Below are 25,899 nucleotides of genomic sequence, written 5' to 3' on the forward strand. Positions count from 1 at the left end.
GCACACCTGGTCGAGCGATCCGTTTGAGCGGCGGCGGCCGCCCTCGGGTGTCGGGATGGTGGCGCTCATCATCCTGGACGGCTTCGGCCTGCGCGAGGAGACATACGGAAACGCGGTGGCGCAGGCGCGAAAGCCGGTGTTCGACGCCCTGTGGGCGAAGTACCCGCACACGACGCTCAAGGCGAGCGAGGAGGCGGTGGGGCTTCCGGAGGGGCAGTTCGGCAACTCGGAGGTCGGCCACTCCAACATCGGCGCCGGGCGTATCCTCTACCAGGACCTGACGCGCATCAACAAGGACATCGAGACGGGCGCGTTTTTCGAGAACCCGGCCCTGCGCGGGGCGATGGAGCACGTCCTCCGCAACGGGACGGCGTTGCACCTGTACGGGCTGGTGTCGGACGGGGGCGTTCACAGCCACGTCCGGCACCTTCTGGCGCTGCTGCAGATGGCCCACCGGATGCGGGTACCAAAGGTGTTCGTGCACGCGTTTCTCGACGGGCGTGATGTCGATCCGCATTCGGGACGGCAGGACATCGAGCGGCTGATGGCCGAGATGGAGAACCTGGGCATCGGGCGCATCGCGACCATCCAGGGGCGTTACTATGCCATGGATCGGGACAACCGTTGGGAGCGCACGGAGAAGGCGTACCGCGCGATGGTGTACGGAGAGGGCGAGCGGGCGACCGATCCCCTGCAGGCCCTGGAGGACAGCTATCGCAAGAGCATTACGGACGAGTTCGTCCTCCCGACCGTCATCGTCGGTGAGGATGGCAAACCGGTGGGGCTGATTCAGGATGGCGACGCGGTCATCATGTTCAACTTCCGGCCCGACCGGGCCATCCAGATCTCCAGGGTGTTTACCAATGAAGATTTCCGCGAGTTCGATCGCGGACCCAAGTTCCCGCACGTGCACTACGTGTGCATGACGAAGTTCAGCGAGCTGGTCGGCGGGACGGTCGCGTACCAGCCTGTGAATTTGGACAACACCGCAGGCGAGGTGTTCGCGCAGAACGGCCTGCGGCAGTTGCGCATCGCCGAGACGGAGAAGTACCCGCACGTGACGTTCTTCTTCTCGGGCGGGCGCGAGGACCCATTCCCGGGGGAGGAGCGGGTGCTCATCCCGTCGCCGAAGGTCGCGACCTACGACCTCAAGCCGGAGATGAGCGCGTACGAGGTGGCCGACGCGGCGGTGGAGCGCATTCGGTCCGGGGAGATCGACGTGATGATCCTCAACTTTGCCAACCCGGACATGGTCGGACACACTGGCGTGATGGAGGCCGCGGTCAAGGCCGTCGAGGCCGTGGACGAGTGCCTCGGCAAGGTGGTGGACGCGGTGCTCGCGCAGGGGGGCATCGCCCTGGTGACGGCCGATCACGGAAACGCCGACATCATGATCAACCCGGACGGCGGCCCGTGCACGACGCACACCTTGAGCCGGGTGCCGCTCATCGTCACCAAACCGGGCATCGCGCTCGAGGAGGGCATCCTGGCCGACCTGGCGCCGACGATGCTCGACCTTCTCGGCGTGGCGCAGCCGAAAGAGATGACCGGCCACTCGCTGATTGTGTAAAGGAGGGGGATCCCATGTCCGAGATCTTTGACATCCACGCCCGCGAGGTGCTCGACTCGCGCGGCAATCCCACCGTCGAGGTGGAGGTGCAACTGGAGACCGGGGCCATCGGACGGGCGATTGTGCCGTCCGGCGCGTCCACCGGCACCCATGAGGCCGTGGAGCTGCGCGACAACGACAAGCAGCGCTACCTCGGCAAGGGCGTGCGGCAGGCGGTCAAGAACGTGATCGAAATCATCGGGCCGGAATTGATTGGCGAAGACGCGAACGATCTCGTCGCCATCGACCAGGCTCTGATCGCCCTCGACGGCACGTCGAATAAGAGCAAGCTGGGCGCCAACGCCATCCTCGGCGTCTCGATGGCGGTGGCCAAAGCGGCCGCGGCGGATGTGGACATGCCGCTCTACCGCTATCTGGGCGGCTTCAACGCGCGCCTTTTGCCCGTGCCGATGATGAACATCCTCAACGGCGGCAAGCACGCGGACAACACGGTGGACATCCAGGAGTTCATGGTGGTCCCGCACGGGGCCAAGACGTTCCGTGAGGCGCTGCGCATGGGCACCGAGGTGTTCCACCACCTGAAGGCCGTCCTGAAGGATCAGGGCCTCGCCACCACCGTCGGCGACGAGGGCGGCTTCGCGCCGAACGTCAAGACCAACGAGGATGCCATCGCCCTGATTGTGCGGGCCATCGAGAAGGCGGGCTACAGACCGGGGGATCAGGTGTCGATCGCGCTGGACGTCGCATCCTCGGAGCTTTACCAGAACGGCCGCTACGTCTTCGCAGGCGAAGGCGTGACGCGCACCTCGGACGAGATGATCCGCTACCTGGAGGAGCTCGTCTCCCGCTACCCCATTCTCTCCATTGAAGATGGTCTGGCGGAGGACGACTGGGAGGGGTGGCAGAACCTTACCCGGGCCCTCGGCGGCCGCGTCCAGTTGGTGGGGGACGATCTCTTCGTCACCAACACGGAGCGCCTCGGCCAGGGCATCGCACGGCAAATCGGCAACTCCATCCTGGTGAAGGTCAACCAGATCGGCACGCTGACCGAGACGTTTGCCTGCGTCGAGATGGCGAAGACGGCCGGGTACACCGCCATCATCTCCCACCGCTCGGGTGAGACGGAGGACACCACCATCGCAGACATCGCCGTCGCGACAAACGCCGGGCAGATCAAGACGGGGGCCCCGAGCCGCACCGACCGGGTGGCTAAGTACAACCAGCTGCTGCGCATTGAGGAGCAGTTGGGGTCGGCCGCGGTGTACGCGGGGGCGGTCGCATTCGCGAAGCTGCCACAGTGACCGAGTGAACCGGCGGGGTCACGTCCGAATGAGGCGTCCGAACCAGGGTTGGCGCATATCGGCGTGGTGTCTGCACACATTAGGGTCCGTGTGACACACCATCCTGACGGGGAGGTTGACCATGGACAACCGGGAAGCGATTGAGCAGACGCTGCGCAATTACGAGCTGGCCAACCAAGCCCTGCTGCAGGTTTGGGACCGGCTGAGCGACGACGAGATCGACATGATCTTGGAAAAGCAGCAGAACCGTCTGCAGCAGTTGGCGGAACGGGCGTGGGCCGAGGAAAAAGATTACGACGCCAAGTCGGAGTTGATCTTGAATACGGTAGAGCGGTACGAGAAGGCGAACCGTCATCTGTACGAGCATTGGGATTCGATCCCGTTCGAGCAGCGCCTCGACCTGTTGCAAAAGCAGTGGAACCGGCTGCAGGAGCTTCGCAAGCGGGTGGTGCACTGAGGGGGCGAGAACGCCCCCCTTTGGCACACCGTCAGGCCCAGGGCTGGGCCGGGTCTCCTTTCTCCGCCGGGGGATCCGGGAACGACGTGGCGTCCGTGTTCACCAGGTCGTAGATGACGCTCTCCAAACGCTGCTGAGCCGCCTCCTGGACGAACTTCGGGATTCGGAACTGGTTCATCGCGTCTTTGGCACAGCGGATCATCGCGTTCGCGCGGTGTTCGGTGATGGGGATGTGTCGATGCGCCTCGTACATGCGAAAGTCGCTGTGCTGTTGAGTCCACCGTTTAGGCCCGCCCAGCATCTCCATGGCGAAGTCCTTGTAAGCCGCTTTGATTTGCGAAATGTCGTCGGGATACAACGGTCCCAGGTCGGGATCCGCTTGGACACGGCGGAAGAATTCGTCCAACAGCGCGTCCAGTTTAGCCTCCCCGCCCATCAGTTCAAACACGGTCTTCTGCAGCACACCAAAACCTCCCTCGTTGTGCACTCCGAATGGCGCTCATTTCCAAAGGGTTTCCGTTCCAGGCGGGTTTTACACGGCCATTCCGACCGATGGATGTCCATTGTCAGGCTGCCGGGTTCCGTGATAGACTGAAGGCGACTGTGGATACCGGCGTGTCTCCGCCCAAGCCTGCCTGTCCGGGCGGGCATTTGGAGAGGGGCGGAAGGCAGGGGGTGATATGATGCTTGCGGCCGCGAAAGTGGTGTTGGCCGTCCTGTCGGTGATCCTCATTGCGGTGATTCTGCTGCAATCCGGGCGCAGCGCGGGCCTGTCGGGTGTCATCACGGGAGGGCCCGACCAGATGGTGGGCCGCCGTGCGCGCGGCATGGATTCGTTCTTGGCCAAGGTGACGGTGATTCTCGCGGTGCTGTTTTTCATCACCACGTTCACCATCGCCTACCTCTTTGTGCATCAATCCTGAAGAACTTCGTTGAGTGCCGTCCTGGGACGGCACTTTTCTGTTTGTGCGGGTAGGGCGAGTCGCTCCGCTTCTGCTGCGCAAGCCGTTCCACGCCCCGCCCCACCCTTGGAGGATCGTTTCGCGAAGCGGCTTGCGAAGTGGGGAAGGTGGTTCCCTCCGTTGTGCGGTGCGGGCGTTTCGCGAAGTGTCTTGCGCAGCACAAACGAAGCGAAACGCCCACGTAGCCAGTGAAACGCCCACGCAGGAGGAGGTCACGCGATGACGGCCGGGTTGTGTGTGTTGGTGCACGGGTTCACGGGCTCCCCGGAAGAACTGACTCCGCTCGCGGACAGGCTGCGTGAAGCGGATTATGAGGTGGCCTTGCCGGTGTTGGCCGGCCACGGCCGGGCAAAGGACGATTTGAAGCGGGCGACGGCCAGCGCTTGGATTCAGAGCGTGGTCCCCCACGTGCGCGCGGCGGCCAAACCGGTGCATCTCGTGGGGTTCTCCATGGGCGCGATGATCTGCGCCACCGTGGCCCGGCGGCAGACGGTGGCTTCGCTGACCATGCTGGCGCCGGCCGTGTATTATGCGGGACCGACGCAGATGTTCCGGCAGATCGCCGGGGTGATCAAGGAAACCTGGGCGTCGAGGGCGACGCCGGGGCAGTTGCGCCAGCGGATCGACAAAGTGACGAACACGCCGCTGCAGAGCTTGATGCAATTTCGGCGCGCGGTGCAGCTGGGCAAATCCGCGCTGCCGCATCTCACCTTGCCGGTGTGCGTGGTGCATGGGGAAAAGGACGAACTGGTGGAGCCGCGATCCGCGTTCTATGTTCACGGGGCGGTATCGAGCCCATTCAAAGAACTGCACATGATTCCGAACGCGGGGCACATGTTGTGTTACAGCGCGCAGGCCGATCAGGTTGCCGATATCGTCCTGAATTTTCTGGAAAAGGTGGATTCGCCCTCCGATCGGCCGACCCATTATGAAATGTCTTAAGCCATTGATTGCACGCGCTCTGCTTGTTTCATACTATGAGAAGGACATCGAAACAGGAGCCGTGTTGTTGTGGACATGCATCCGGGCGGAGGTGAGGAGATGGTCAGCCGCGGGCAGGTCATCGAATACATGCAGTTGGACGCGTACCGCCCGATGACGGTGGAAGAGCTGACGGAGGCGTTCGGCATTGAGGACGCCGAATCCTTCAAGGCGTTCGTGCGCCTGTTGAACGACATGGAGGCCAAGGGCGAGGTGGTGCGCACGCGCACCAACCGGTACGGCGTTCCCGAGCGCATGAACCTGGTGGTCGGCCGGCTGCAGATGAAAGCGCGCGGTTACGGTTTCCTCATCCCGGATGCGGCCGGCGAACCGGACGTGTACATCCCGGCCGACGAGCTGGGCGGGGCGATGAGCGGCGACCGGGTGATGGCCCGGGTGGAGAAGGTCTCGGCGGGGGCCCGCCGCGAGGGCAAGATCATCCGCGTGTTGGAACGGGCCAACGATCGGGTGGTCGGCAAAGTGACCAAGTACCACGACCACGCGTTCGTCACGCCGCTGGACAAGCGAATGGGGCAAGACATCTTCGTCCCCGGGGACCGGGTGCTTGGCGCCCACGACGGCGATGTGGTGGTCGTGGAGATCACCGAGTTCCCGACGGCCACGCGGGGGCCGGTGGGTCAGGTGGTCGAGGTGCTGGGGCAGCCGGACGCCCCCGGGATCGACATTCTGGCGGTCATCCGCAAGTACAACCTGCCGGAGGTCTTTCCGGAGGAGGTCCTGGCGGAGGCGGAGCGCATCCCGCTGGAGTTGAGTGAACGCGACTACGCCGGCCGGCGCGACCTGCGCTCGGAGGTGATTGTGACCATCGACGGCGAGGACGCGAAGGACCTGGACGATGCAGTGCAAGTGAAGCGGTTGGACAACGGCAACTACCTGCTCGGGGTGCACATCGCCGACGTGAGCTACTACGTCCGCGAGGGCACCCGGCTCGACCAGGAGGCTTACCGCCGCGGCACGAGCGTGTACCTGGTGGATCGCGTCATCCCGATGCTGCCGCAGCGCCTGTCCAACAACGTGTGTTCGCTCAATCCGAAGGTCGATCGGCTGACGATGTCGTGCGTGATGGAGATCACGCCGGCGGGCGAAATCGTCCGCCACGACATCTTTCCGAGCGTCATCCGCACCACCGAGCGCATGACCTACACGGCGGTCAACCGGATTTTGGTCCATCACGATCCGGAGGTGATGGCCCGCTACGAGGCGCTGGTGCCCCACTTCCGGCAGATGGAGGAGCTGGCGCTGATCCTGCGCCGGCGCCGGATGGACCGGGGGGCGATTGACTTCGATTTCGACGAGGTCAAGGTGGTGGTGGACGACCTCGGCCGCCCGACCGACATCGTGCCGCGCGAGCGGGGCATCGCCGAGCGGATTATCGAGGAATTTATGCTGGCCGCCAACGAGACGGTGGCCGAGCACTTTCACTGGCTCGGGGTGCCGTTCGTGTTCCGTATCCACGAGGAGCCGGAACTGGAAAAGATGCTCGAGTTCAACGAGTTTATCCACAACTTCGGCTACCACGTCAAGGGGCTGGGCAGTCGCATCCACCCGCGCGCCCTGCAGGAGGTGCTGGAAAAGTGCCGGGGGACGCGGGAGGAGCGGGTGATCGCGACGCTGATGCTGCGGTCCATGCGCCAGGCTCGTTATGCCCCGGAGCCGGTCGGCCACTTCGGCCTCGCGGCGGAGTACTACACGCATTTCACCTCGCCCATTCGCCGTTATCCGGACCTGGTGGTGCACCGCATCATTCGCGACGTCCTGGCGGGGCGGATGCACGGCCAGCGCGAGGAGCGCATGCGGGAGTTCGTGGCGGAGGCGGCGGCCCACTCGAGCATCCGGGAGCGCGTGGCCCAGGACGCGGAGCGGGAGACGGACCAGCTGAAGATGGTCGAGTACATGCTCGATCACGTCGGCGAAGAATTCGACGGCATCATCTCGGGCGTCACCCAGTTCGGCCTGTTCGTCCAGCTGACCAACGGCGTCGAGGGGCTGATTCACATCAGCTACCTGACGGACGACTACTACGTCCTGAACGAGAAGCAGATGGCCCTGGTCGGCGAACGCACACGGCGGGTCTTCCGCCTGGGCGATCCGGTCCGGGTCCGGGTCACGGGCGCCAACAAGGAGGAGCTGACCATCGACTTCGAGTTGGTGGCTCACCACCGGGAGGGCACGCTGGTGGTGGACGACGGCGTCGAGTCGGTGGTCTATGACGAGGACCTGTCGCCGCGGGAGCGCCGGCGCGCCGTTGCCGAGCGCGCCGCGAAGGCGAGGCGGCCGCGGGGGCGCGCGGAGCCTGGGCGAACGAAGCAGAAGCCGGGGAGGCGTTTGGCGGGCGGAGGCGGCGGGCAGCGGGATCGACTGCGGAAGCATGGACGGGGCCGGGTGTGGGCGGCTCGCGCAAGCGGCGCGGCCGGCGGAGTGCGCGTGCCGAGGTGGACTTTTCCGGCGCGAGCGCGCCGAACGGGCGATCCCGGAACCGGAGCACTGGAAGCCGCCGAAAGGGGAAGGCTGCTAAGGCCGCCAGGGCTGCCAAGGGCGGCGGTGCAGGTGGCTCGAAGCGCGGGCGGAAGGCGCGGGGGATGGAGTCGGCTTCTACCCCGGGCCGGGTGCAGTGGCCTGACCTGCCGCAGTGAGCACGGGCGGATGGCCTGGCGGGATGTCAAAACGGTGGTTGCCGCCTCCTTACCTCCGTGATACGATAGAGGGTGCGCCAAATGGGCGATGGAGGCGGGTGATGTGCGGTGGCCAAGGCGAACGACGGGCAGACCCTGGCGCAGAACCGGAAAGCGTACCACGATTACTTCATCGAGGAGACGTACGAAGCCGGGATTGTGCTGAAGGGCACCGAGATCAAGTCCATCCGGCGGGGTTCCGTCAACCTCCGCGACGCGTATGCGCGGGTCGAGGATGGCGAGGTCTGGCTGCACAACATGCACGTCAGCCCGTACGAGCAGGGGAACCGGTTCAATCATGAACCGCTGCGATCCCGCAAGCTGCTCCTGCACCGGGCGGAGATCCGGAAGCTCATCGGCGCGGTCAAAGAGAAGGGCTATACCCTGGTGCCGACGCGCCTGTACCTGAAAAACGGCTTCTGCAAGGTCGAGATCGGCCTGGCGAAGGGCAAGAAGCTGCACGACAAGCGCGAGGCGATGAAGCAACGCGACGCCAACCGCGAGATCCAGCGGGCGCTGCGCGAGCGCAATCGCTGAGGCGGCCGGCAGTTGGCAGGAGTGCCACCGGATCGCCATTGTCAAGGCGTGGACCGGCGTAGTATGATCAGGGTGCCGGAAAGTCTTCGTCTTTCCGGTTTCATCTCGGCTGGAAGCCGGGGTGAGGACGTGCGACATTCTTCGTCGCATCAAAACAGGACCGGCATGGCCGGACACCTCGTTGCGCTTTGCCTTCCGACATGGGGGCGTTTTGGATTCGACGGGGATTGTTCGAGCATGAACGGCGGGTCGTGGGGCCGCGGGGCCACGTAAAAAACGCGGACCTAAATTAACTGGCAAAGCGAAACGCTTTTCCACCAACAACCTCGCCCTGGCTGCCTAATCGCAACCAGGCCGTCGCCTAGCGCATCGCCCGTGTGCGCTTGGTGACGTCACCTCAGCGGGCTGGACGGCCGCCTCGCTCACGGGCGGCGGTCGAGACCTTTGTGAGCTGACCTGCTGGCCAGCGTGTGCATCCGCGGGCCGCAGGGACACCCAGTAGATGTACTACACCCGTAGAAGTTCATGTGGCGAGATCTTCGGACGCGGGTTCGACTCCCGTCGCCTCCACCAAACGCAAGGCACCCAAAAGGGTGCCTTTTGCGTTTGGTGGAGGTATTCGGAGCGAAACCGTTTCGGGTCTCGCTTCGCGCGAACGAGCGCCGACGGCGCGAGGAGCAAGGGATTCGTTTCCATCCTCTAAGGTGTTGACAGCCCCGACTTCGCCTCCGAGCGAATCCGATGCAGAAACGGATTGACCGTCGCCTCCACCATCCGAAATCCGGGCGAAGTGCTTCGTCCTTTTGCGCCTCCACCAGGGGGTTGGCCAGACCAACCCGTCAATCTGGAGACGGATGGTTTCATAGTCTTGCTTGTTGGTACCTGCGTTATGACCACATGAATAATCAGGAATTGCTCGTTTGATGTTGAATAAGAAATTGGGAGGAATAGATTCCTCCTGTGAGTCATGAGTGTGTTGCCCGATAAGCCTGTACTTCAGTGATTAGGTCATCCAGTGCAGCAACAACTTGATCATGTTGTCCCATATCATACTCCAAAAGTTCGAGATTATAGGTTTCTCGCATTGCTTTGCGTACGGAAGGGTGTCGACCTGATTCGACGATGGCATAGTGCCGACGTTGGGTTGGCGCCGCAATATTTGCATTTTCCAAAAGTAGCAATATGTCAGGGTCCGTCATTCGACTACCGATGAACAATAGAGTGTGCGTTAAAAACAGTGCATCGAGTATATTAAAAAAGAAAGTAAATTGGTTTCTCGCCCTAAAGTATTGTGCTCTTGTAAGAACAATCTGACTAGGATCACTTACGCAACCATGCGCCTTTAGTATTACTCTTGTAGTCGAACGGATGTCATTGAGAGCGTGTGTTTCGTAATACTTACAAACGTTGTATCCATCGCGAGCAGAACCATTTTGACATAACCGTTCATAGACTTGGTCATAATTGGTCGTGACAACAATTTTAGGATCGAGCAATAACACCCTATGATGTATTTCCGAAGGTTGATAACGAGGCGTCTCAAATATACGCCGAATAAAGTATGCAAAATCTCCTTCGTCAGCAGAGTCAACAATCACTTGGGCAGCATCTAAATATTGCCCGCTTGAGATTAGTTTAAGCGCTTCATCTTTATCTGATGAGTCTCTGACAAGTTCCGCGGCTTGAGTAAGAAAGTCATCCCATGTCGGCGGTTTCGTATTATTTACTCCAACACATCCCGCGGAAGCCCCTGCTCCAAGGACAATTATGCACCTTCGTTCTGCGATCTCATGAATCAGTGACTCGGGAAAGTTAATCATAGTAGGTCGACTCCCATATTAGACAAAAGTCGAGTTGAAACTTGGGTAACCATTTCTACGAAAGACTGCTGTTGTTGATACTGACTACCCACAAGATTATCTTTCCCAGTTAAAGCGTGTATCGGTGAATTGGCATTCTGGGCCAAAGGTACTAAACTGAACATGTGAGGAATGTCACCAAGTTTTAGGTTTTCCACGTTTAAGTAGGACGGAATGTATTTGCTCAAATTAGATTCGATGGTACCTGGAATTTGTCTTAGAATAGTTTCAAAGGCCACTGTTGGGCGCCTTTGTCCCTTTTTCGACTTTGTAATGTATTGCTGGACTGTATACCCAATGAAGAGACTGCTGTTCTTCAGAGTGCGGGGAACACCGTATCTTTCAAGAGAACCCTTGTTTCTACGGTCACATAGTTCGACTCCGTTAAGGTACAGCGTATTCCATTCATTTAGCCATTCAGCAATGTTCTTAATACCCATTATGCTAAAAATGTCGCATCCCATTGGTGTTACAAAGTAATTGGTGCCAATTAGCACTGTACGATTAAGGGCGCCGAGGCTAGGGCCGACGTCAAACACAATTAAATCGTACGCAGACGAAAAATGATTGACAAGTTGTGTACACCAATTGGTCCTTCTAAACCCTCCAACGTCACCGGATGTTAGCTCTCCCCACGATTGGCTTAACTTTTCCTCCACCAAAGACATTTTAGGGTGTCCAGCAATTAAGTCCACCTTAAATCGGTTGTCCTCAGCACTAAGTGGAACGACGTGGGTATTTATATCAGCCTCGCCATCGTATATTGGGCGGAGAACATCGAGTAATGTGTTGGCTCCATTATATTCACCATTATACAATTTGTAGCAGTCTTCTGTTTGTAGGATTAGCTGTGTGGAATTACACTGGGGGTCGGCATCTACAACGAGAACTCGTGCCCCAGACGATGCTATATAGGAAGCTATATTACATGCCAATGTGGTTTTGCCTACTCCGCCTTTGTTGTTAAAGAAGCAGAGGCTTGTTCCATACGGTGGAAGATTGTCCACGGTTACACCATCCTCTATTGTTCGGTTAAAGATGTATTCCATACCATAATGATTGTAGATAAATATACTCTAGTTGCCAATATAGGAAGTCACCTGAATCCGTGACAAGCAGGTGTAAAAACTACTGAAGCACTTGTGATTTGTCGTGTAGAATCGGGATCGTTGGGATGTCCGTTCCCTTCAATCCCCCTTCACCTCAGAGGTGAACCCCCTTGCGCTTTATCATCGAAGAATCCGACGAAGTCATTGTCACACATTCTGGAATGACCCTTGTCGGTTTATTGCTGGACAAAACCACTCTCGGTGAACGCCTGAATCGGACTCGCCTGTCAGGCATGGGAAAACCAGACATTTCAAACCGAGATGTGGCGTACTCATACATCGGCCTGCTTTGTCAAGGCAAGACGGACTTTGACCACATCGAAGCCTTTCGTGATGACGAGTTTTTCACGATCGCACTACAGATGGACAGCGTGCCTTCGAGCCCAACGCTGCGCCAGCGTTTGGATATGGCCGCCGGAAAGGCCGGCTGGGAGAGTATTTTACTCGAAGAGTCCGCAAACCTCTTGAGAACCCTGAATGTTACACTGCATCCGATTGTGCTGGGTGAGTCATCGAAACGCCGGGCTTACATTCCCCTGGACCTTGACGTGAGCCCATTTGATAACTCGGGAACGAAAAAAGAAGGCGTCTCCCGCACGTACAAAGGCCACGATGGATACGCCCCAATCTTTGCTTACCTCGGCCAAGAGGGCTATGTGGTCAATGTTCAGCTGCGTGAAGGCAGTACCCATGTTCAAAAGGATACAGCGGCCTTCTTGCGCAAGAGTATTCAGTACGCAAAGCAGATTTCAGCCCTTCCGCTGCTCGTTCGCATGGATGCCGGAAATGACAGTGCAGAAAACCTTGCCGTGTGTCGTTCTCAGGACAGCAGGGCCGAGTTCATTATCAAACGGAATCTGCGAAAGGAAAGCCCCCAGGCCTGGCTCGTGACCGCCCAGCAGCACGGTGTATGCCACGAACCTCGGCCAGGCAAGAAAGTGTATCACGGTTCGCTGATGTGCCCGGTCAAGGGCCTGTCGGAACCAGTTCGGATGGTATTCGAAGTCATCGAACGGACCACCATGGCCGACGGGCAAACCCTGTTGGTCCCAGACATCGAGGTCGACGCCTACTGGACCTCACTGCCCGACGACCCAGATGTGATCATTCGTCTGTACCATGACCACGCCGTGATGGAACAGTTCCACAGCGAAATCAAGACGGATCTGGACGCTGAACGGTTACCGTCAGGCAAGTTCGCAACCAACAACCTGGTACTGCATTTTGTATGCATGGCTTACAACTTGCTGAGGGTGATTGGCCAGGAAAGCCTAAAACGCAACGATGCACCTCTGCGTAAGAAGGCAGAACGTCGTCGTATCCGGACGGTGATTCAGAACTTGATGACCTTGGCTGCGAAACTAGTCCGACATGCCAGGCAGAGCAAACTGAAGTTGGGGCATGGGAACCGATGGTTCCCTGTGTTTCGCCGTTTGTATTTGACCTTCGTATAACATGTGCCGTCTTGTGGCCTGGGAACAAAGCCTGACGATGAACAGGCCGGGGAAGTTATTCGCTTCTGCGGGAACTGGCGTTCCCTTACGGTTGAATTCGATGGAATCGCTCCACGCACCAATGCAGTCGCAGCCCGTTCGATGCAAGATAAACGCCGCATGAGTGCTCGACAGGTACCCTGTCACGGATTCAGGGAGTACACAATCTCTGACACGACGATTAAGTCGGATCGTGATGGGTCGCCTCCGTCAGAGATGAGGGCTCTACACTTTACGTGAAGCCCTTAATCATTTGGTGCGATTGACTGCAGACTAAAGTCGGCCATTTCTAGTACAATCGGGCAATGATCGCTTCCATACACGTCGGAATCTATACGGGCGTCTACGATAAAGGGACGGAGTCTCGATGAAACCAGAAAATAATCAATTCGCCAGCCGATGTTCCGTTCCCGCACCTTCGGCATATTCGACCACCAAGTATAGGCATCCGTACGGTCAGGATGGAGATATCTGAAGGAGTCTGTGAAACCGGAGTTCAGGAGCAGAGTCATCTTATTCCGCTCTTCGTCTGTAAAGCCGGAATTGCCACGATTCCCTTTGGCATTCTTGATATCAATCTCCTGATGGGCAACATTCAAATCACCGCAAATGATCACGGGCTTGTGCGCGTCAAGCTGGAGTACATAACTTCGAAATCGATCTTCCCATTCCAAGCGATATGCAAGTCTTGACAGATCCCGTTTCGCATTCGGCGTGTATACATTAACGAGATAGAATGCGTCAAACTCGAGCGTGATGATACGTCCCTCTGGCTCTGTCTCCTCTTCGAGGCCGTAGCGGACGGAAAGCGGTTCAAGTCTTGAAAATACGGCAGTTCCGGAATAACCCTTCTTCAGGGCGTAATTCCAGTACTGCTTATATTCTTCTCCAAGGTCCACGAGAATTTGTCCTTCCTGGAGTTTCGTCTCCTGAATGCAGAATATATCTGCTTGGATATGGTTGAAGTATTCGTAAAAACCTTTATTCACGCACGACCTCAAGCCGTTGACATTCCAGGATACCAGCTGCAGTTTCCATACCACCTTAAAGATCGCTGATAGCGTGTCCAGTTTAGCATAAATCCTCGATGATTTGGCCGTACCTGTTTTCACGGGAGATTGAATTGTCTAAAGGGTGTAATATGGGTGCATAGGTCTTGTCATGACGTCATTGCCGGTGACATCCTGCTGGAGCGTATTAGACTTTTGATTGCAAAGGCACGCTCCTGTGGGGCTCCTGTCATCTATATTCAGCATAATGAGGGACCAGGGGAACCTCTAGAAACAAATACGCCCGCTTGGCATATCCATTCGGCCGTTGCTCCGATGGAGGGTGACGTAATCATCCAAAAGCGCACTCCAGATTCATTTCATAATACCAATCTTCAGGATGAACTGGACAGATTAGGAGTTCGCAGACTCATCTTGGCAGGACTCAAGACTGAAATGTGTGTCGATACAACTTGTCGTCGAGCAGTCAGTTTGGGATATGACGTTGTTCTGGCAAAAGACGCTCACAGCACCTGGGATAGCGGAAATCTTACAGCCAGCGAAATCATTGAGCACCACAATCATGTGCTTCAATGGTTTGCAGAAACTATGGAATCCGCAGATATCGTATTCTAACCCTATGTGAAGGTACAAAACTTACCGTATGGCAAGTCACGAATCACAAGGGAGGTCGGTTATAAAGTTGGCTGATTGATTGGGACCCTTCGATCTGTTGGCAGGTCATGCGTGACCTCACCAAAGAGCTCGATGAGATCGATGCTGGGTCGAGAGTTACCACGGAGAGTGGGGTGCCCGGTTCCTCGACTACAGGCATCGGAGGAGCACTGGGGGGTAACGCTGACGTTGAAAATTGGATGCGTATCACCTACACTCTGCTGCTGTTGAAGGACTTGGGTTTGGATCCGGCGAGTGAGGAAGCCCGCAGATCGATTAGTCTCGGCGTGACCCCATCGCATGATGGCAGTTCGATGGCCAGTCCCACTTCGATGGCGAGACAGAGCCCCCTCGAACAGGGGGTCACACCTGAATCGTGCATTTTAGGCTTTCGGATTGTGGAGCCTCGCCTCCACCAAACGCAAGGCACCCGATAGGGTGCCTTTTGCGTCTGGTCGAGGGATTCGAAGAGGAACCGGTTCGCGGGCACGAGTTGCGCAGCCGCCTAGCCGGCCTCCTAAACGTGGATCTGCACCCGTTGAAGGTGTCAGACATATGATTTAGTTACATGAGCAATTTGGAGGGAGAATGTGAATGAAAGCATCACTGGACGGTGTTACCTTACAAGTTTCAGACGTAGAGCGTTCATGCGATTTTTATTCAAAAATTCCAGGGGCCGAAGTTGTACTGCATATTCCAGGGAGGGTAGCCATCCTTAGAATTGGTGAGGCCCGTATCGGTCTGATTGGTACCGGAGAGCACAGGGGTTTTCATTTGGAGTTGCTCACCTGTGTTTGTCAAGCGAAAAGTTGACCACTTTGCTAATCGAAAAGTTGACCACCCCTGGCGTAGTGAGTCTGGTGCCTGGCGGAGGCCCGACAGGCCCCTCACAGCTGGGCTGCAACTCGTCTTTGGCTCTCTCGGAATCGGTAGGATTCGCCTTCAAACAGCAGGATGTGGGAGTGGTGGGTCAGTCGGTCGAGGAGGGCTGTCGTCAGCGTCGCGTCGTGGAACACGTCCGTCCATTTCGCGAACTCCAGGTTCGTCGTGATGAGGATGCTGCCCTTCTCGTACCGCTCCGCACAGAATTGGAACAGTAGTGGCCCACCTTGAGTTAAGGATACATACCCTAACTCGTCCAAGCAGACCAGGTCGTACTTGTCCCACGTCCGAAGGTATCTGGGCAGTCGGTACTCTGACTCTGCCTGTAAGAGCTCCTGGACCAGCTGCATGACGGTGATGAACCGCACTCTGTAGTCCGCTGAGATGGCGGCCAGCCCGATGGCTATCGCGATGTGTGTTTTGCCCGTTCCGCTAGCGCCCATGCAGATCACGTTTTCCTTGGCCCGAATGAAGTCTCCTCCCGCCAGGTGCACAATCCGCTGCTTCTGCAGCGTCGGAATCGCGGTGAAGTCGAACTTCTGCAGGGTCTTGTGGGCAGGAAACCGCGCCTGCTGGGTGTAGGCCTGCAGCCGACTGGCCTTCCTCGACTCCATCTCCTCGGCGAGGCAGGCGGCAAGGTACTGGACGGGGGAGTGGCTGTGCACTCCCGCCTCCCTTGCCAGCGCCGCGTACGCCTTGCGTAAGCCCGGCATCTTCAACTCCTTGCAGTAGATCTCCACCATGGCCGCGTGTACGTCGTCAGACATCAGTGGACCACCCCTTTCGTCAGTGCGTCGTATCTGGACGGATTGGGCTGCGCGAGGCGATACATTTGCAGACTGTCTGGCACGATGCCCGCGGATTCCGGTGAGGTGCGTAATAGATGCCGCTTGATCTGGTCGGCTGTGACGACATCCGGCCCAATTTCCTCAATCGCTCGCAGAATGTCCTCCGCTCGCCAGACCTGGTGCAGCATGAGGATGGCTACGAAGTCCTTGTATCCATCCGGTCTGCTGTTCGCCATCCGGACCCGGATGCGTTGGTACACCTCCGGTAACTGCCGGACGACCGCCGCGTGCGTGGCGGCATGTGGTTTGTAAGCCAAAACCGGCAGATAGTGTCCGAGGTCCATGATGGTCTGTTGACGCTCGTGGCTCCTGGGGTGACTGGCCACCACCCGTTCCCTGTCGAGCACCTCAATCCGCTCGGCATACACCCTCAACAGCAGCGTCTTGCCCACGTATATGCTGGGGACGGAGTAGCGGTTGTGGTCAAAGCTGACGAGACACAGCTTGTTCACCGTGACGGGCCGTGTGGTAGCGCAACAGTGAGGGCGCTCCGGCAGTGCACGCAGCCCTGCCCGCTCTTGCTCCCAAGCGGACCACCGTTTGCCACGCTCTTTCTCGCACCACTGAAGAATCAGGTCGTTCAGGGCATCCAGGTCGGCCACGTCAGGAACGGGAACACACGTATGGCGGCGGACGTAACCAACGCCGTTTTCGACGCTGCCTTTTTCGTGTGGTTCACCGGGACGGCAGAATTCGCTGTCGAACAGGTAGTGGGCACGCAGGTTGGACAGAAGCACGTGCTCCTCGCGGGCGGGGCCAGCCAGGATCTTGGTAACCGCGGTTTTTGGGTTGTCGTAGCGAACACTGCGTGGCACGCCACCGAACCATTCGAATGCGCGGCGGTGACCCTCGAGGAACGCTTCAATCTTCTCCGTAGAGAAGGCACAGGCAAAGATGACGCCGCTGTACCGCAGCCGCATGACGAACAGGCTGACCTCCGTCTTCTTGCCGTTTATCTTCACAACGACTCGCCCGAAGTCGGCCTGCGCCAGCTCACCGGCGTCCGAAGTAAGTGGGATATACGCCTCCTGCCTGCGTTTTCTCAGCCTGCTTACCCAGTACCGGACGGTGGATTCAGCCGCGGTGAACTCCTCGCCGTACTCCTCCTGCAGCCGCTCGTAGATTCTTGAGGACACATACCGCTGTTTCTTGGGGGCTCCCGCCTTCTCCTCCTCCTTAAGCCAGGACTCGATGACGGGGATCCATCGTTCCATAGCCGGGCGGGAGCGGGGTTTGGTCAACCGATACTTGGGGATATCAGCGTCGGCCAGCATCTTGCGCACTGTTTGTCGCGACACTTGGCATTGCCGGCTGATTTTACGTATCGACCACCCGTCCACATAGTACCGCTTTCTGATATACTCCTTGTCGACCATCTCGAGCACATTCCTTTCCTCCTGTCCCCCCAGAGTTCGGACCAAACTCCAGGGTACAGGAAAGAGGTGCCGGGGTGGTCAACTTTTTGGTTGTCAATGTACCCCCACGTGGTCAACTTTTACGTTAGCAAACACATCACCGAACACCTGGATGACATGTACGATGCATTGCGCGAAAACGGTTTGAAAATCACCGGGAAACCGACGGTTCGTCCGTGGGGTGAGCGAACATTCATTCTGCTCGATCCCGATGGATATCCATTGGAATTTGAAGAAATCGAGCCCGGCCATAAACATGTTTGACGGTGCGATTTTCAGCATAAACGATGTTCGACAGGACGAGTTCCCGTCATCCACGCTACTGTATCGTCATAGAGGCTGTGAAGGGGAAACGGCTGCCTGAGCGCATGAAACTTGAGCACATAAAACGTTTGCTCACGGTGCACATTTGTTTCTGTATGCTGTGAAACAGGTGATACCGTGAAAGTTAGATTCGGTTTCGTGGCGATGGCACTTTCCCTCACGAACGCTTCGCCCTCTCAGACCATGACATATAAAGTGTTTCAATCCATCCCTGATAAAGAGGCAGCCTTACAAAAGGCGACTCGCATCGGGGCGAGAAATCTCGAGAACACCCTCAGAATTCTGCGCCACGCCAAGGCCTCCGGTGTCGAGGTCTACCGTTTTTCATCCAGGCTGATTCCCCTGTTTACACATGAGGCCACGAAAGGATGGGATTTTATTGATCGGCTTCGGGATCATCTCGTTCGGATTGGCCACTTCGTTCAGCAGAATGCGATGCGGGTCAGCTTCCATCCCGAGCATTTCACCGTACTCAATTCCCCGAAGAAAGAAGTACTGGACAGTTCAATCAGGGATTTGTTGTACCACGTAAATATTCTGGAGGCGATGGAGCTGGATGATAGCGCAAAACTTGTCATCCACATCGGTGGGAGATACAAGGACAAGGACAAGGAAAGTTCTCTAAATCTATTTATTCAGAATTTTGTACACGTCCCCTTAAGTGTACAGCGGCGTCTGACCTTGGAGAACGATGATAAGATCTATACTGCAAAAGAAACTCAACGTTTGTGCAGGACCCTTGGCATTCCGATGGTATTCGATTTGCACCATCATTACTGCAACCACGGGTCGGAGGCCAGCGGATCGACAGTGGGATCAGTACCCATAGAGATCATGACGAAAGAGGAACTTTCGGATGTAGTGGAGCCGTTTCTGGCTTCCTGGGAGGGGCAGCCCATCCCGCCAAAGGCGCACGTGTCTTCTCCAAAAGACGAGAGGAACTTTCGTGCGCATGCAGACTACATCAATCCTGAAGAACTGATCCCCTTTTTGGACTGTGTACGGGAGTTCGACGTCGACATCGACGTGATGTTGGAAGCCAAGCGTAAGGATGAAGCGTTGTTCGCCCTTATGCGGGAACTGCAGAAGTACATGTTCATTAATATTTTAAGCGGTGGTTCGATACAGTATCGCCCTTAACCTGAGTTAAGGTGTGGACATCCCTGACTTCGTTTCCGTGCGAATCCGATAGAGAAACGGATTGGCCCTCGCTTCTACCACATTCACCGCAGGGCAGGGCACTCAGAAGGGTGCCTTTTCTGTTGGCGAGGATGTTGGAGCGGGTGAAGGTACAGGCCCGTGGGCGTGGGGCGGGCTGCCTCGATAGCAGGAGGGCTGAGCTGTGCATCTGTTTGACCTCATTCCCCAAGCGTGGCGAGGATGGATGGCACGGTGCCACATGGAGCAAAACCGCATCGGCCATTCTGGTAGCATGGTGTTCCGATTGACCGGACCGGATCGCCATGTGATGTATCTGAAGATACGGGCGATATCGGAGGGCGGACTGCTTGCGGAAAAACACCGACTGGAGTGGCTGCAGGGGCTGCTGCCTGTACCGAAAGTCTTGGGTTTCGAAACAAACTACGGGTATGAGTTCCTCCTCATGTCAGAAATCCGGGGAGTCCCTAGTTTCCACCACAGCCTAAGGCATGATATCCCGGGCCTCATGGGACAGTTGGCCTCGGGACTGAGGATGATCCATCAACTCGATCGCGATCGTTGTCCGTTCTATGCACCGCTCCATGAAAAGCTCGAAGCGGTTCGATCGCGATGCGAAAAACGTTGAGATACAATGGGTTTCCAGACGAATGCTTCGCGCGATTTATAAAAGCGTATGGATTGGACAGGGTCGATGCCGAGAAGTTGCGCTTTTATGAGCTGTTGGACGATGCGGCATGGGGTTGCGGATAGGTTCGCGGATGACGAGGGGCGTTTGAGCGTGAGAAGGGTGGCCATCATTGGCTCGCCAGGGGCCGGCAAATCCACTTTCGCCCGCAGGCTTGGTGACATCACCGGGATTGAGGTGTTCCACCTGGATCGTCTGTTCTGGAAACCGGGGTGGGTCGAGACACCAAGGGAAGAGTGGAGGGCCCTTCAACAACAACTGGTCCAGAATGAGTCTTGGATTATGGATGGCCATTACGGAGCCACGATGGACATCCGCATTCAAGCTGCGGACACTGTGATCTTCTTGGACCTTCCACGGCGGGTGTGCCTGTGGCGAATTGCCAAGAGGGTCATCCGTTACCTTGGTCGAACAAGGTCCGACATGGCTGAGGGTTGCCCCGAGAAGATTGATTTGGAGTTCATTCGCTACACCTGGGGATTTAGACGGCGGGAGCAAGCGAAGATTGTCCGACGTTTGGAAGAGGCAAGACGGGAAGGGAAGCAGGTCGTTCGGTTGGGTACGAGGCAGCAAGTGGAAGGGTATTTGGCTGCGTTACAACAATCCTGATGCCACCGGGCAGGGGAAGAGGATGAAACTGTTTCGGTTTGACGCAGAAGTTGGCCGGCCGGTGACGGCTTTCGGGAGCGACCATACCGTTCTAACACGTATTCTCAAGACCACCGCTGGCGTGCAGATTGGATGCATGCACCTACAGAGAGGCGGTGTGATCGGGTTACACCAAGCGGTGGGACCGCAGTTGTTTCTGGTCGTACAAGGCGAAGGTTGGGTAAGAGGCAAGGAAGCAAAACGAACCGTGGTTCGGGCGGGTCACGCGGTCTTTTGGGAGAGCGGAGAGTGGCACGAAACAAGAACCGAGTCCGGATTGACGGCCATTGTCATTGAGGGAGAGGAACTGAACCCTGAGGAGTACATGTCTTTGGTGGAATGACAAACCGAGACGGACTGGTGACTGTTTGAAGGGGCGGCCTGGCATATCGTATTTCCGATCCAAGGAGGGCCACGCGTGACAGATCAGAGGCAACGCAAGGGCATTCTTCTCACGGACGGGGACCTGGTTCTTCGTCCCATTGAGGAACGGGATCACCAGGTTCTGTGGCACTTTATCCATGGGCAGCCTGATCCGGAATGGAAGAAATGGGATGCTCCGTACTTTCCGCTTGCATACAAGGACTTTGAGTCTTTCTCTCGGGAGCTCAAGGAACATCTGGATGCGGATGAGGTGGTACCGTCTCGGCTCGTCATCGAAGTGTCCGGTGCGGTGATAGGCACCGTGTCCTATTACTGGGAACACAAACCGTCCAATTGGTTGGAAGTTGGAATTGTGATATACGATCCCGCGTTTTGGAACGGTGGTATCGGCACTCGGGCGCTCCGTTTATGGATCGATTACCTGTTCGAATCCATGCCGTCATTGCCGAGGATCGGACTCACGACCTGGTCAGGAAACACGCGGATGATGCGGTGTGCAGAGAAATTGGGAATGAAACTGGAGGGACGTCTCAGGAAGTGCAGGTATTACAACGGAGCGTACTATGACTCCATTCGAATGGGCGTGCTCCGTGAGGAGTGGGAACAGCAGACCATGGCCCGACATATGGAAGGCCCTGACACCCGGCATACGGATGGTATGCCGCCCTGCGTACATCCTTCGGGAATCCTGCACCACATTGAAATCAATGTGTCGGACCTGCGGCGGTCAGCGGCGTTTTGGGGATGGTTTCTGAGCCTACTCGGATACGAACCGTATCAGGAGTGGCAAAGCGGGCGGAGTTGGCGGCTAGGTGATACGTACCTCGTGTTCGTTCAAGTCGAACCACGATACAATCATCCAACGTACCATCGGCGCCACGTTGGATTGAACCACCTGGCTTTTCACGCCGCGTCTCGTGCGCAGGTCGACGAGATTACGCACCTGCTCCGACAACGTGGCGTGAGGATCCTGTACGAGGACCGGCACCCGTACGCCGGCGGACCGGATCACTACGCGATCTTCTTCGAGGATCCGGATCGTATCAAGGTGGAGGTGGTGGCACCATGAGCTCCGAAAGGGGGTGGGAATTGTTTTCGTAGAATACGCGATTGGCTCTATGCATAGCCGATAGAGGTTTGGTGCCGCGAGTTGGTGCAGTCATGCGGAGCGGTACTGGGGAAGAGTGATTGAAAGACCCTGCGGTGGAAAAGGCATATCTCGGGGCATAGCATTCCGGTTGAGCATTCCGGTTGAGAGGAGAGATGGCCTTGAGAATTCAAAACATACAGCCAACATTAATTGGTGAGGAGGTCGCCCCTCGGGTCGTCTGGCAACACATGTGGAAGCAAGCCCATGACGCCGGTGGTGGCGGAATTTCGACTATGGCTTTAGCCGCCATCGACATCGCTCTGTGGGACTTGGTTGCCAAGGAACAAGCCCGGCCGCTTGTGCAGGTCCTTGGACAGTACAGGAGCTCGATTCCAGCATACGGGAGCGGTGTAAATCTCAATTTAAACCTGAGTGAGTTAGAGGAACAGGTTCGCCGCTGGATGGACGGCGGGTACCAGGCAGTCAAGATCAAGGTTGGCAAATGGACGAGGATTTGGAACGGTTGAATCTGGTCCGCAAACTGGTAGGGCCGAAACGGCCTATCATGGTGGACGCGAACCAGGGCTGGGATATCCCTTCTGCCGTCAGAGCGATCGAGTCGTACCGACCGTTCAACCTGTTCTGGATTGAAGAGCCTCTGCTGGCGGATGACATCCAGGGACATGCCCGGCTGCGCAAATTGGTCAACGCACCTATAGCCATTGGAGAGAACGTCTACACAAAGTACCAATGCAATGAGTACCTTGCACTGGGTGCATGTGACTTTGTTCAAGCGGACGTCATTCGCGTGGGAGTGATCACGCCGTATCTGGAGATCGCCACGCTTGCGCAAACATGGGATGTTCCTATGGCCCCGCACTTTATGCTTGAAATCAGCGGCCAACTTATGTGCTGTATTCCGAACGCTCTCATTCTAGAGGATGTGGAAGGTGGCTCGTTCCGTGACCTGGGGATTCTCGCGAAAGACGTTGGCGTGAAGAACGGTACGTTTGAGCCTCCGAAAGACCCAGGACATGGAATTGTATTGGACCGCGATGTCCTAAAGCAGTATGAGCTTGGCAGTACACCTCCGGACCATGCAGAGCGCTTGTGGCATGCCTTATAAGCAGCTGTGTCGAGCCACTGCCGAACATGGACATGGACGACAAGGACGAGACGCGATGGCTGCGTTTGCCATGGTCGGAGGCACTGCCGCTAGTGCGCAATAGGACATGATCATATATGAACGGTCCCTGTCGCACGTTTGCGGTGGGGTTTTCTTATGCACACGATCAGCAAACCGGAGGGTGAGTGTCAAGTGGCGTCCAATTTAAGCCTTGTTTCGAAACCATTACCTTGTCTTTCCCGTCTCATCGATTGATGTCGGATGAATGCATTCGCTGAGGTGAATGGCAATCCCACCGGCTCGCGTTATCCAAGCCAAACCAAGGAGGAGTCATCCATGAGGAAGAGGTTGCTGTCGTTGGCCGCTGCCTGCACACTTGCCGGTTTGCCGATTACGGTTGTTGCCGCGGAATCCTCCCAAGCACACGAACAGGCTGTAACGACCCAAAAGTTGCTGCGCAGCCAGCTGCGAGCAACTCGACTTACAACGGGAACTATGCTGGTGTAACCGTCTCCGTCGGAGCCCGGGTCCGAACAGGCCCAGCAACTCCGTATCTCACAGTGAAAATCCTGCCGGGCAACCAGACGATACGGTTCACCAAGGTAACGGAAGGACAGATGGTTGGGGGCACCAATGTTTGGTACTTTGATGCAGCTGACAACGGCTGGATTTCATATAGTGCCCTGAAATGGGTGAGTTACCCTGGGTTGTTGGTTCGATATGGAAGCCAAGGGCCTTTTGTTGAGGAGGTTCAGTATCAACTCAACCACCTGGGCTATACGGTTGGCGCCGTGGATGGGATTTTTGGAACCAAGACCTTGGGCGCTGTCCGCGCATTCCAAAAGGCCCATGGGCTGACTGCGGATGGCGGCATTCTTTCTGGCTTGTTCAGTCAAAGCATGTGACTCATGTGCTCCACGAGATGAACCTTGCCCGCGGGAATAGTTTCTCCCGAAGGCCCGCGAGCAGCCAGGCTTGACCGTAACGGCGCGGGAGGGAAAGACTGCCCGTTGTCGGGTCAGTCCGCACTCCAACGGAAAAAACGCGCCGCCAGTACAGTGAATACCACAAACATACCAACCAATACTGCAACATCGAGTCCGTTGTCCCAAATTGAAGAGAAATTCCACGTGTGCCGGAGCAGATCGATCACGTAATAGAGTGGCAACCCTTTCGCGACGTATTGAAGGAAACTCGGCATCATTTCGAGCGGAAACGTCGCGCCGGACAGAAACAACATCAGGTTGAGCAGCAGAGAGCTGATGGCAGCCGCAGCCCGGACGTTCTTTGCGAGAGATGCGATAAACAATCCAAAGGGAAACAAGGCCAATACGGAGAGAACTGCTGCGATGACCGTGCTCCCGAGATACTTCGGCATATCGAGCTGAAACGCCGCGGCGCCAAACACAACGATGACCAGCGCGCTGACGCAAAAGACCAACAGGCCGTATGCCATATGCGAGGCTAGGATCACCCAGGATCGCAAAGGCGTCGCTTGAAATCGCCTCAGTATCCCCGTTTGGCGGTAGGAACTGAGTGTTGTTCCAATTGTAAACAGAGAAGTGGTCAGCAGATTTACCGCGATCCATGACGGCACATAGGCATCGCTGTAGCTCATCCCCGCGATCTTCTCTTTCCCAAACATGACCCCGAACAGCCAGATCATCAGCACCGGAAACAGAAATGTCCAAAAGACCGCTTGTTTTTCACGAAAGAACAGCTTGATTTCCATCGACGCCAGGCGTGCCAGCGCTGCCATGTGACCACTCCTTTTCGACCATGTAGACAAATAGGTCGTCCAGACTGCCGACCTCCCACCGAAACGCTTCAATTTTCCATTTGTTTTCGTACGCCAATTGAAACAGATGGAAGGACGCTTCCTGAAGAGACGCACTGTACACGCGAACGGTTCCGTTCTGCCGTTCCGCCCGTTCCACACCAGGCAGCGTCCGGATCAATGCCACGTCAGCCGTCTCCGATTCAAACGAGAGATAATTCGTCGCAGCTAGCTTTGTCACCAGACGCTTCGGGGAATCGAGCGCCACCACTTTCCCCTGATTGAACATGGCCACTCTATCGCAGAGCCGTTCCGCCTCTTCCATATAATGCGTGGTCAAGACGATGGTCTTTCCATCTTCGCGCAATTGCAAGATGAGTTCCCAGAGTTCGCGTCGCGCCTGCGGATCCAAACCGGTACTTGGTTCGTCCAGGAAGACGATCTCGGGATCGTGAATGACCGCCAATGCCAAGGTTAAGCGCTGCTTCCAACCGCCGGACAGATCCTTGAACTGCTTGTCGAGCATTCCGTCGAGCCCCAAATCGTGCACAATTTTGTCCACATTCCCGCGCTTGCGATAGAAAGAAGCAAACAGGGAAATCGCCTCTTTGACCTTCATTCGCTCCTGAATTGAAGTGGACTGGAATTGGACTCCAATCCGTTGGCGCAGTTCCAGCGGTTCTTTGTCCGGATCAAGCCCGAGTACTTGAACGAAGCCGGAGTCACGCTTTCGAAGGCCCTCCATGATTTCGATGGTCGTCGTCTTGCCGGCTCCATTCGGACCCACAATCCCAAAAATCTCTCCCTGTTCAACGTGGAAGCTGACCCCACGAACCGCATGATGATTTTTGTAGCGTTTGTGCAGGTCCTCCACCCGTATTGACTGTGGCACAACAATCCCCCTTCGTCTAACTTTGCTCTATTTTATACAAC

Annotated in this window: 26 protein-coding genes, 1 other RNA gene and 2 pseudogenes; 21 read left to right on the forward strand and 8 right to left on the reverse strand. The window is 56.9% G+C overall.

Annotated elements, in window-relative coordinates:
- Window positions 1-55: 55 nt before the first annotated feature.
- From gpmI to N687_RS0116100, 3 genes are all read left to right on the forward strand, one after another.
- The gene (gene gpmI / locus N687_RS0116090) at window positions 56-1,570 is read left to right on the forward strand and encodes a 2,3-bisphosphoglycerate-independent phosphoglycerate mutase (protein ID WP_029422834.1); all 1,515 of its coding nucleotides are present in this window, start codon (window positions 56-58) and stop codon (window positions 1,568-1,570) included.
- 14 nt (window positions 1,571-1,584) lie between these two features.
- Window positions 1,585-2,871: a phosphopyruvate hydratase gene (eno, locus tag N687_RS0116095; RefSeq protein WP_029422835.1), complete on the forward strand. Its 1,287-nt coding sequence runs from the start codon at window positions 1,585-1,587 to the stop codon at window positions 2,869-2,871.
- Between the two features lie 121 nt (window positions 2,872-2,992).
- Window positions 2,993-3,328, forward strand: a complete 336-nt coding sequence (locus N687_RS0116100; RefSeq protein WP_029422836.1) for a hypothetical protein — start codon at window positions 2,993-2,995, stop codon at window positions 3,326-3,328.
- Window positions 3,329-3,359: 31 nt separating this feature from the next.
- Here the strand turns inward: N687_RS0116100 and N687_RS0116105 are convergent, their stop codons facing one another.
- Window positions 3,360-3,791, reverse strand: coding sequence for a hypothetical protein (locus N687_RS0116105; RefSeq protein WP_035462425.1), 432 nt, complete (start codon window positions 3,789-3,791; stop codon window positions 3,360-3,362).
- 220 nt (window positions 3,792-4,011) lie between these two features.
- On the opposite strand from N687_RS0116105, the gene secG reads away from it, so the two are divergent.
- The 5 genes from secG (at window position 4,012) to ssrA (ending at window position 9,074) form a co-directional block, all read left to right on the forward strand.
- Window positions 4,012-4,251 carry a preprotein translocase subunit SecG gene (secG, locus tag N687_RS0116110; protein WP_029422838.1) on the forward strand — a complete coding sequence of 80 codons (240 nt, stop codon included), beginning with the start codon at window positions 4,012-4,014 and terminating at the stop codon, window positions 4,249-4,251.
- Between the two features lie 258 nt (window positions 4,252-4,509).
- Window positions 4,510-5,232 (forward strand): alpha/beta hydrolase, encoded by a 723-nt coding sequence (locus tag N687_RS0116115; RefSeq protein ID WP_029422839.1) that lies wholly within the window; start codon window positions 4,510-4,512, stop codon window positions 5,230-5,232.
- A 75-nt stretch (window positions 5,233-5,307) separates the two neighbouring features.
- The gene (gene rnr, locus N687_RS0116120) at window positions 5,308-7,986 is read left to right on the forward strand and encodes a ribonuclease R (RefSeq protein ID WP_331280164.1); all 2,679 of its coding nucleotides are present in this window, start codon (window positions 5,308-5,310) and stop codon (window positions 7,984-7,986) included.
- Window positions 7,987-8,033: 47 nt separating this feature from the next.
- On the forward strand, window positions 8,034-8,501 hold the full coding sequence (gene smpB, locus N687_RS0116125) for an SsrA-binding protein SmpB (protein WP_029422841.1): 468 nt from the start codon (window positions 8,034-8,036) through the stop codon (window positions 8,499-8,501).
- A gap of 202 nt (window positions 8,502-8,703) precedes the next feature.
- Window positions 8,704-9,074: a transfer-messenger RNA gene (gene ssrA, locus N687_RS23390) on the forward strand.
- 392 nt (window positions 9,075-9,466) lie between these two features.
- On the opposite strand, the gene N687_RS23395 is transcribed toward ssrA, so the two are convergent.
- Together N687_RS23395 and N687_RS23400 are read right to left on the reverse strand one after the other, a co-directional pair.
- Window positions 9,467-10,321, reverse strand: coding sequence for an SIR2 family protein (locus N687_RS23395; RefSeq protein ID WP_081841486.1), 855 nt, complete (start codon window positions 10,319-10,321; stop codon window positions 9,467-9,469).
- Entirely contained in the window at window positions 10,318-11,367 is a 1,050-nt protein-coding gene (locus N687_RS23400; protein ID WP_231493507.1) for a ParA family protein, read from the reverse strand. Before N687_RS23400 ends, N687_RS23395 begins: the two co-directional genes overlap by 4 nt.
- 212 nt (window positions 11,368-11,579) lie before the next feature.
- Between N687_RS23400 and N687_RS0116130 the strand changes: the two genes are divergently transcribed.
- Entirely contained in the window at window positions 11,580-12,923 is a 1,344-nt protein-coding gene (locus N687_RS0116130; RefSeq protein WP_029419949.1) for an IS1380 family transposase, read from the forward strand.
- A 284-nt stretch (window positions 12,924-13,207) separates the two neighbouring features.
- On the opposite strand, the gene N687_RS0116135 is transcribed toward N687_RS0116130, so the two are convergent.
- A complete protein-coding gene (locus N687_RS0116135) occupies window positions 13,208-13,993 on the reverse strand; it encodes an exodeoxyribonuclease III (protein WP_029422842.1) in 786 nt (261 codons plus the stop codon).
- A 114-nt stretch (window positions 13,994-14,107) separates the two neighbouring features.
- Here N687_RS0116135 and N687_RS23405 point away from each other — a divergent pair, with 114 nt between their 5' ends.
- Window positions 14,108-14,587 carry a cysteine hydrolase family protein gene (locus N687_RS23405; RefSeq protein WP_197029304.1) on the forward strand — a complete coding sequence of 160 codons (480 nt, stop codon included), beginning with the start codon at window positions 14,108-14,110 and terminating at the stop codon, window positions 14,585-14,587.
- Window positions 14,588-15,220: 633 nt separating this feature from the next.
- Window positions 15,221-15,439 (forward strand): VOC family protein, encoded by a 219-nt coding sequence (locus tag N687_RS24055; protein ID WP_156040189.1) that lies wholly within the window; start codon window positions 15,221-15,223, stop codon window positions 15,437-15,439.
- A 74-nt stretch (window positions 15,440-15,513) separates the two neighbouring features.
- On the opposite strand, the gene istB is transcribed toward N687_RS24055, so the two are convergent.
- Window positions 15,514-16,275 (reverse strand): IS21-like element helper ATPase IstB, encoded by a 762-nt coding sequence (gene istB, locus N687_RS0116145; protein WP_029422844.1) that lies wholly within the window; start codon window positions 16,273-16,275, stop codon window positions 15,514-15,516.
- A complete protein-coding gene (gene istA / locus N687_RS0116150; RefSeq protein WP_231493631.1) occupies window positions 16,275-17,732 on the reverse strand; it encodes an IS21 family transposase in 1,458 nt (485 codons plus the stop codon). Before istA ends, istB begins: the two co-directional genes overlap by 1 nt.
- A 96-nt stretch (window positions 17,733-17,828) precedes the next feature.
- On the opposite strand from istA, the gene N687_RS24510 reads away from it, so the two are divergent.
- The 10 genes and pseudogenes from N687_RS24510 to N687_RS0116195 all read left to right on the forward strand — a co-directional run bounded on the left by N687_RS24510 (window position 17,829) and on the right by N687_RS0116195 (window position 24,094).
- On the forward strand, window positions 17,829-18,035 hold the full coding sequence (locus tag N687_RS24510; RefSeq protein WP_029422846.1) for a VOC family protein: 207 nt from the start codon (window positions 17,829-17,831) through the stop codon (window positions 18,033-18,035).
- 177 nt (window positions 18,036-18,212) lie between these two features.
- Complete coding sequence (uvsE, locus tag N687_RS0116160) at window positions 18,213-19,235, forward strand: UV DNA damage repair endonuclease UvsE (RefSeq protein ID WP_029422847.1); 1,023 nt, start codon at window positions 18,213-18,215, stop codon at window positions 19,233-19,235.
- Window positions 19,236-19,437: 202 nt separating this feature from the next.
- On the forward strand, window positions 19,438-19,881 hold the full coding sequence (locus N687_RS0116165) for an aminoglycoside phosphotransferase APH(3') (protein ID WP_029422848.1): 444 nt from the start codon (window positions 19,438-19,440) through the stop codon (window positions 19,879-19,881).
- Between the two features lie 153 nt (window positions 19,882-20,034).
- On the forward strand, window positions 20,035-20,550 hold the full coding sequence (locus N687_RS0116170; RefSeq protein ID WP_029422849.1) for a DNA topology modulation protein: 516 nt from the start codon (window positions 20,035-20,037) through the stop codon (window positions 20,548-20,550).
- A 22-nt stretch (window positions 20,551-20,572) separates the two neighbouring features.
- Complete coding sequence (locus tag N687_RS0116175; RefSeq protein ID WP_029422850.1) at window positions 20,573-20,932, forward strand: cupin domain-containing protein; 360 nt, start codon at window positions 20,573-20,575, stop codon at window positions 20,930-20,932.
- 102 nt (window positions 20,933-21,034) lie between these two features.
- A pseudogene (locus N687_RS0116180) lies at window positions 21,035-21,577 on the forward strand (GNAT family N-acetyltransferase); the annotation flags it as partial.
- A 96-nt stretch (window positions 21,578-21,673) separates the two neighbouring features.
- Window positions 21,674-22,042: pseudogene (locus N687_RS23410) on the forward strand (VOC family protein); the annotation flags it as partial.
- Window positions 22,043-22,242: 200 nt separating this feature from the next.
- Window positions 22,243-22,590 (forward strand): hypothetical protein, encoded by a 348-nt coding sequence (locus N687_RS22455; protein WP_051663350.1) that lies wholly within the window; start codon window positions 22,243-22,245, stop codon window positions 22,588-22,590.
- Complete coding sequence (locus tag N687_RS22460) at window positions 22,566-23,189, forward strand: enolase C-terminal domain-like protein (RefSeq protein ID WP_081841490.1); 624 nt, start codon at window positions 22,566-22,568, stop codon at window positions 23,187-23,189. The genes N687_RS22455 and N687_RS22460 overlap by 25 nt, the downstream gene beginning before the upstream one ends.
- 560 nt (window positions 23,190-23,749) lie before the next feature.
- Window positions 23,750-24,094 carry a peptidoglycan-binding domain-containing protein gene (locus tag N687_RS0116195; RefSeq protein ID WP_197029306.1) on the forward strand — a complete coding sequence of 115 codons (345 nt, stop codon included), beginning with the start codon at window positions 23,750-23,752 and terminating at the stop codon, window positions 24,092-24,094.
- A gap of 113 nt (window positions 24,095-24,207) precedes the next feature.
- On the opposite strand, the gene N687_RS0116200 is transcribed toward N687_RS0116195, so the two are convergent.
- Both N687_RS0116200 and N687_RS0116205 read right to left on the reverse strand, forming a co-directional pair.
- A complete protein-coding gene (locus N687_RS0116200; RefSeq protein ID WP_029422853.1) occupies window positions 24,208-24,948 on the reverse strand; it encodes an ABC transporter permease in 741 nt (246 codons plus the stop codon).
- Window positions 24,896-25,840 (reverse strand): ABC transporter ATP-binding protein, encoded by a 945-nt coding sequence (locus N687_RS0116205; RefSeq protein WP_331280143.1) that lies wholly within the window; start codon window positions 25,838-25,840, stop codon window positions 24,896-24,898. Before N687_RS0116205 ends, N687_RS0116200 begins: the two co-directional genes overlap by 53 nt.
- Window positions 25,841-25,899 lie beyond the last annotated feature (59 nt).

The organism is Alicyclobacillus macrosporangiidus CPP55 (assembly GCF_000702485.1).
Lineage (GTDB): Bacteria > Bacillota > Bacilli > Alicyclobacillales > Alicyclobacillaceae > Alicyclobacillus_H > Alicyclobacillus_H macrosporangiidus_B.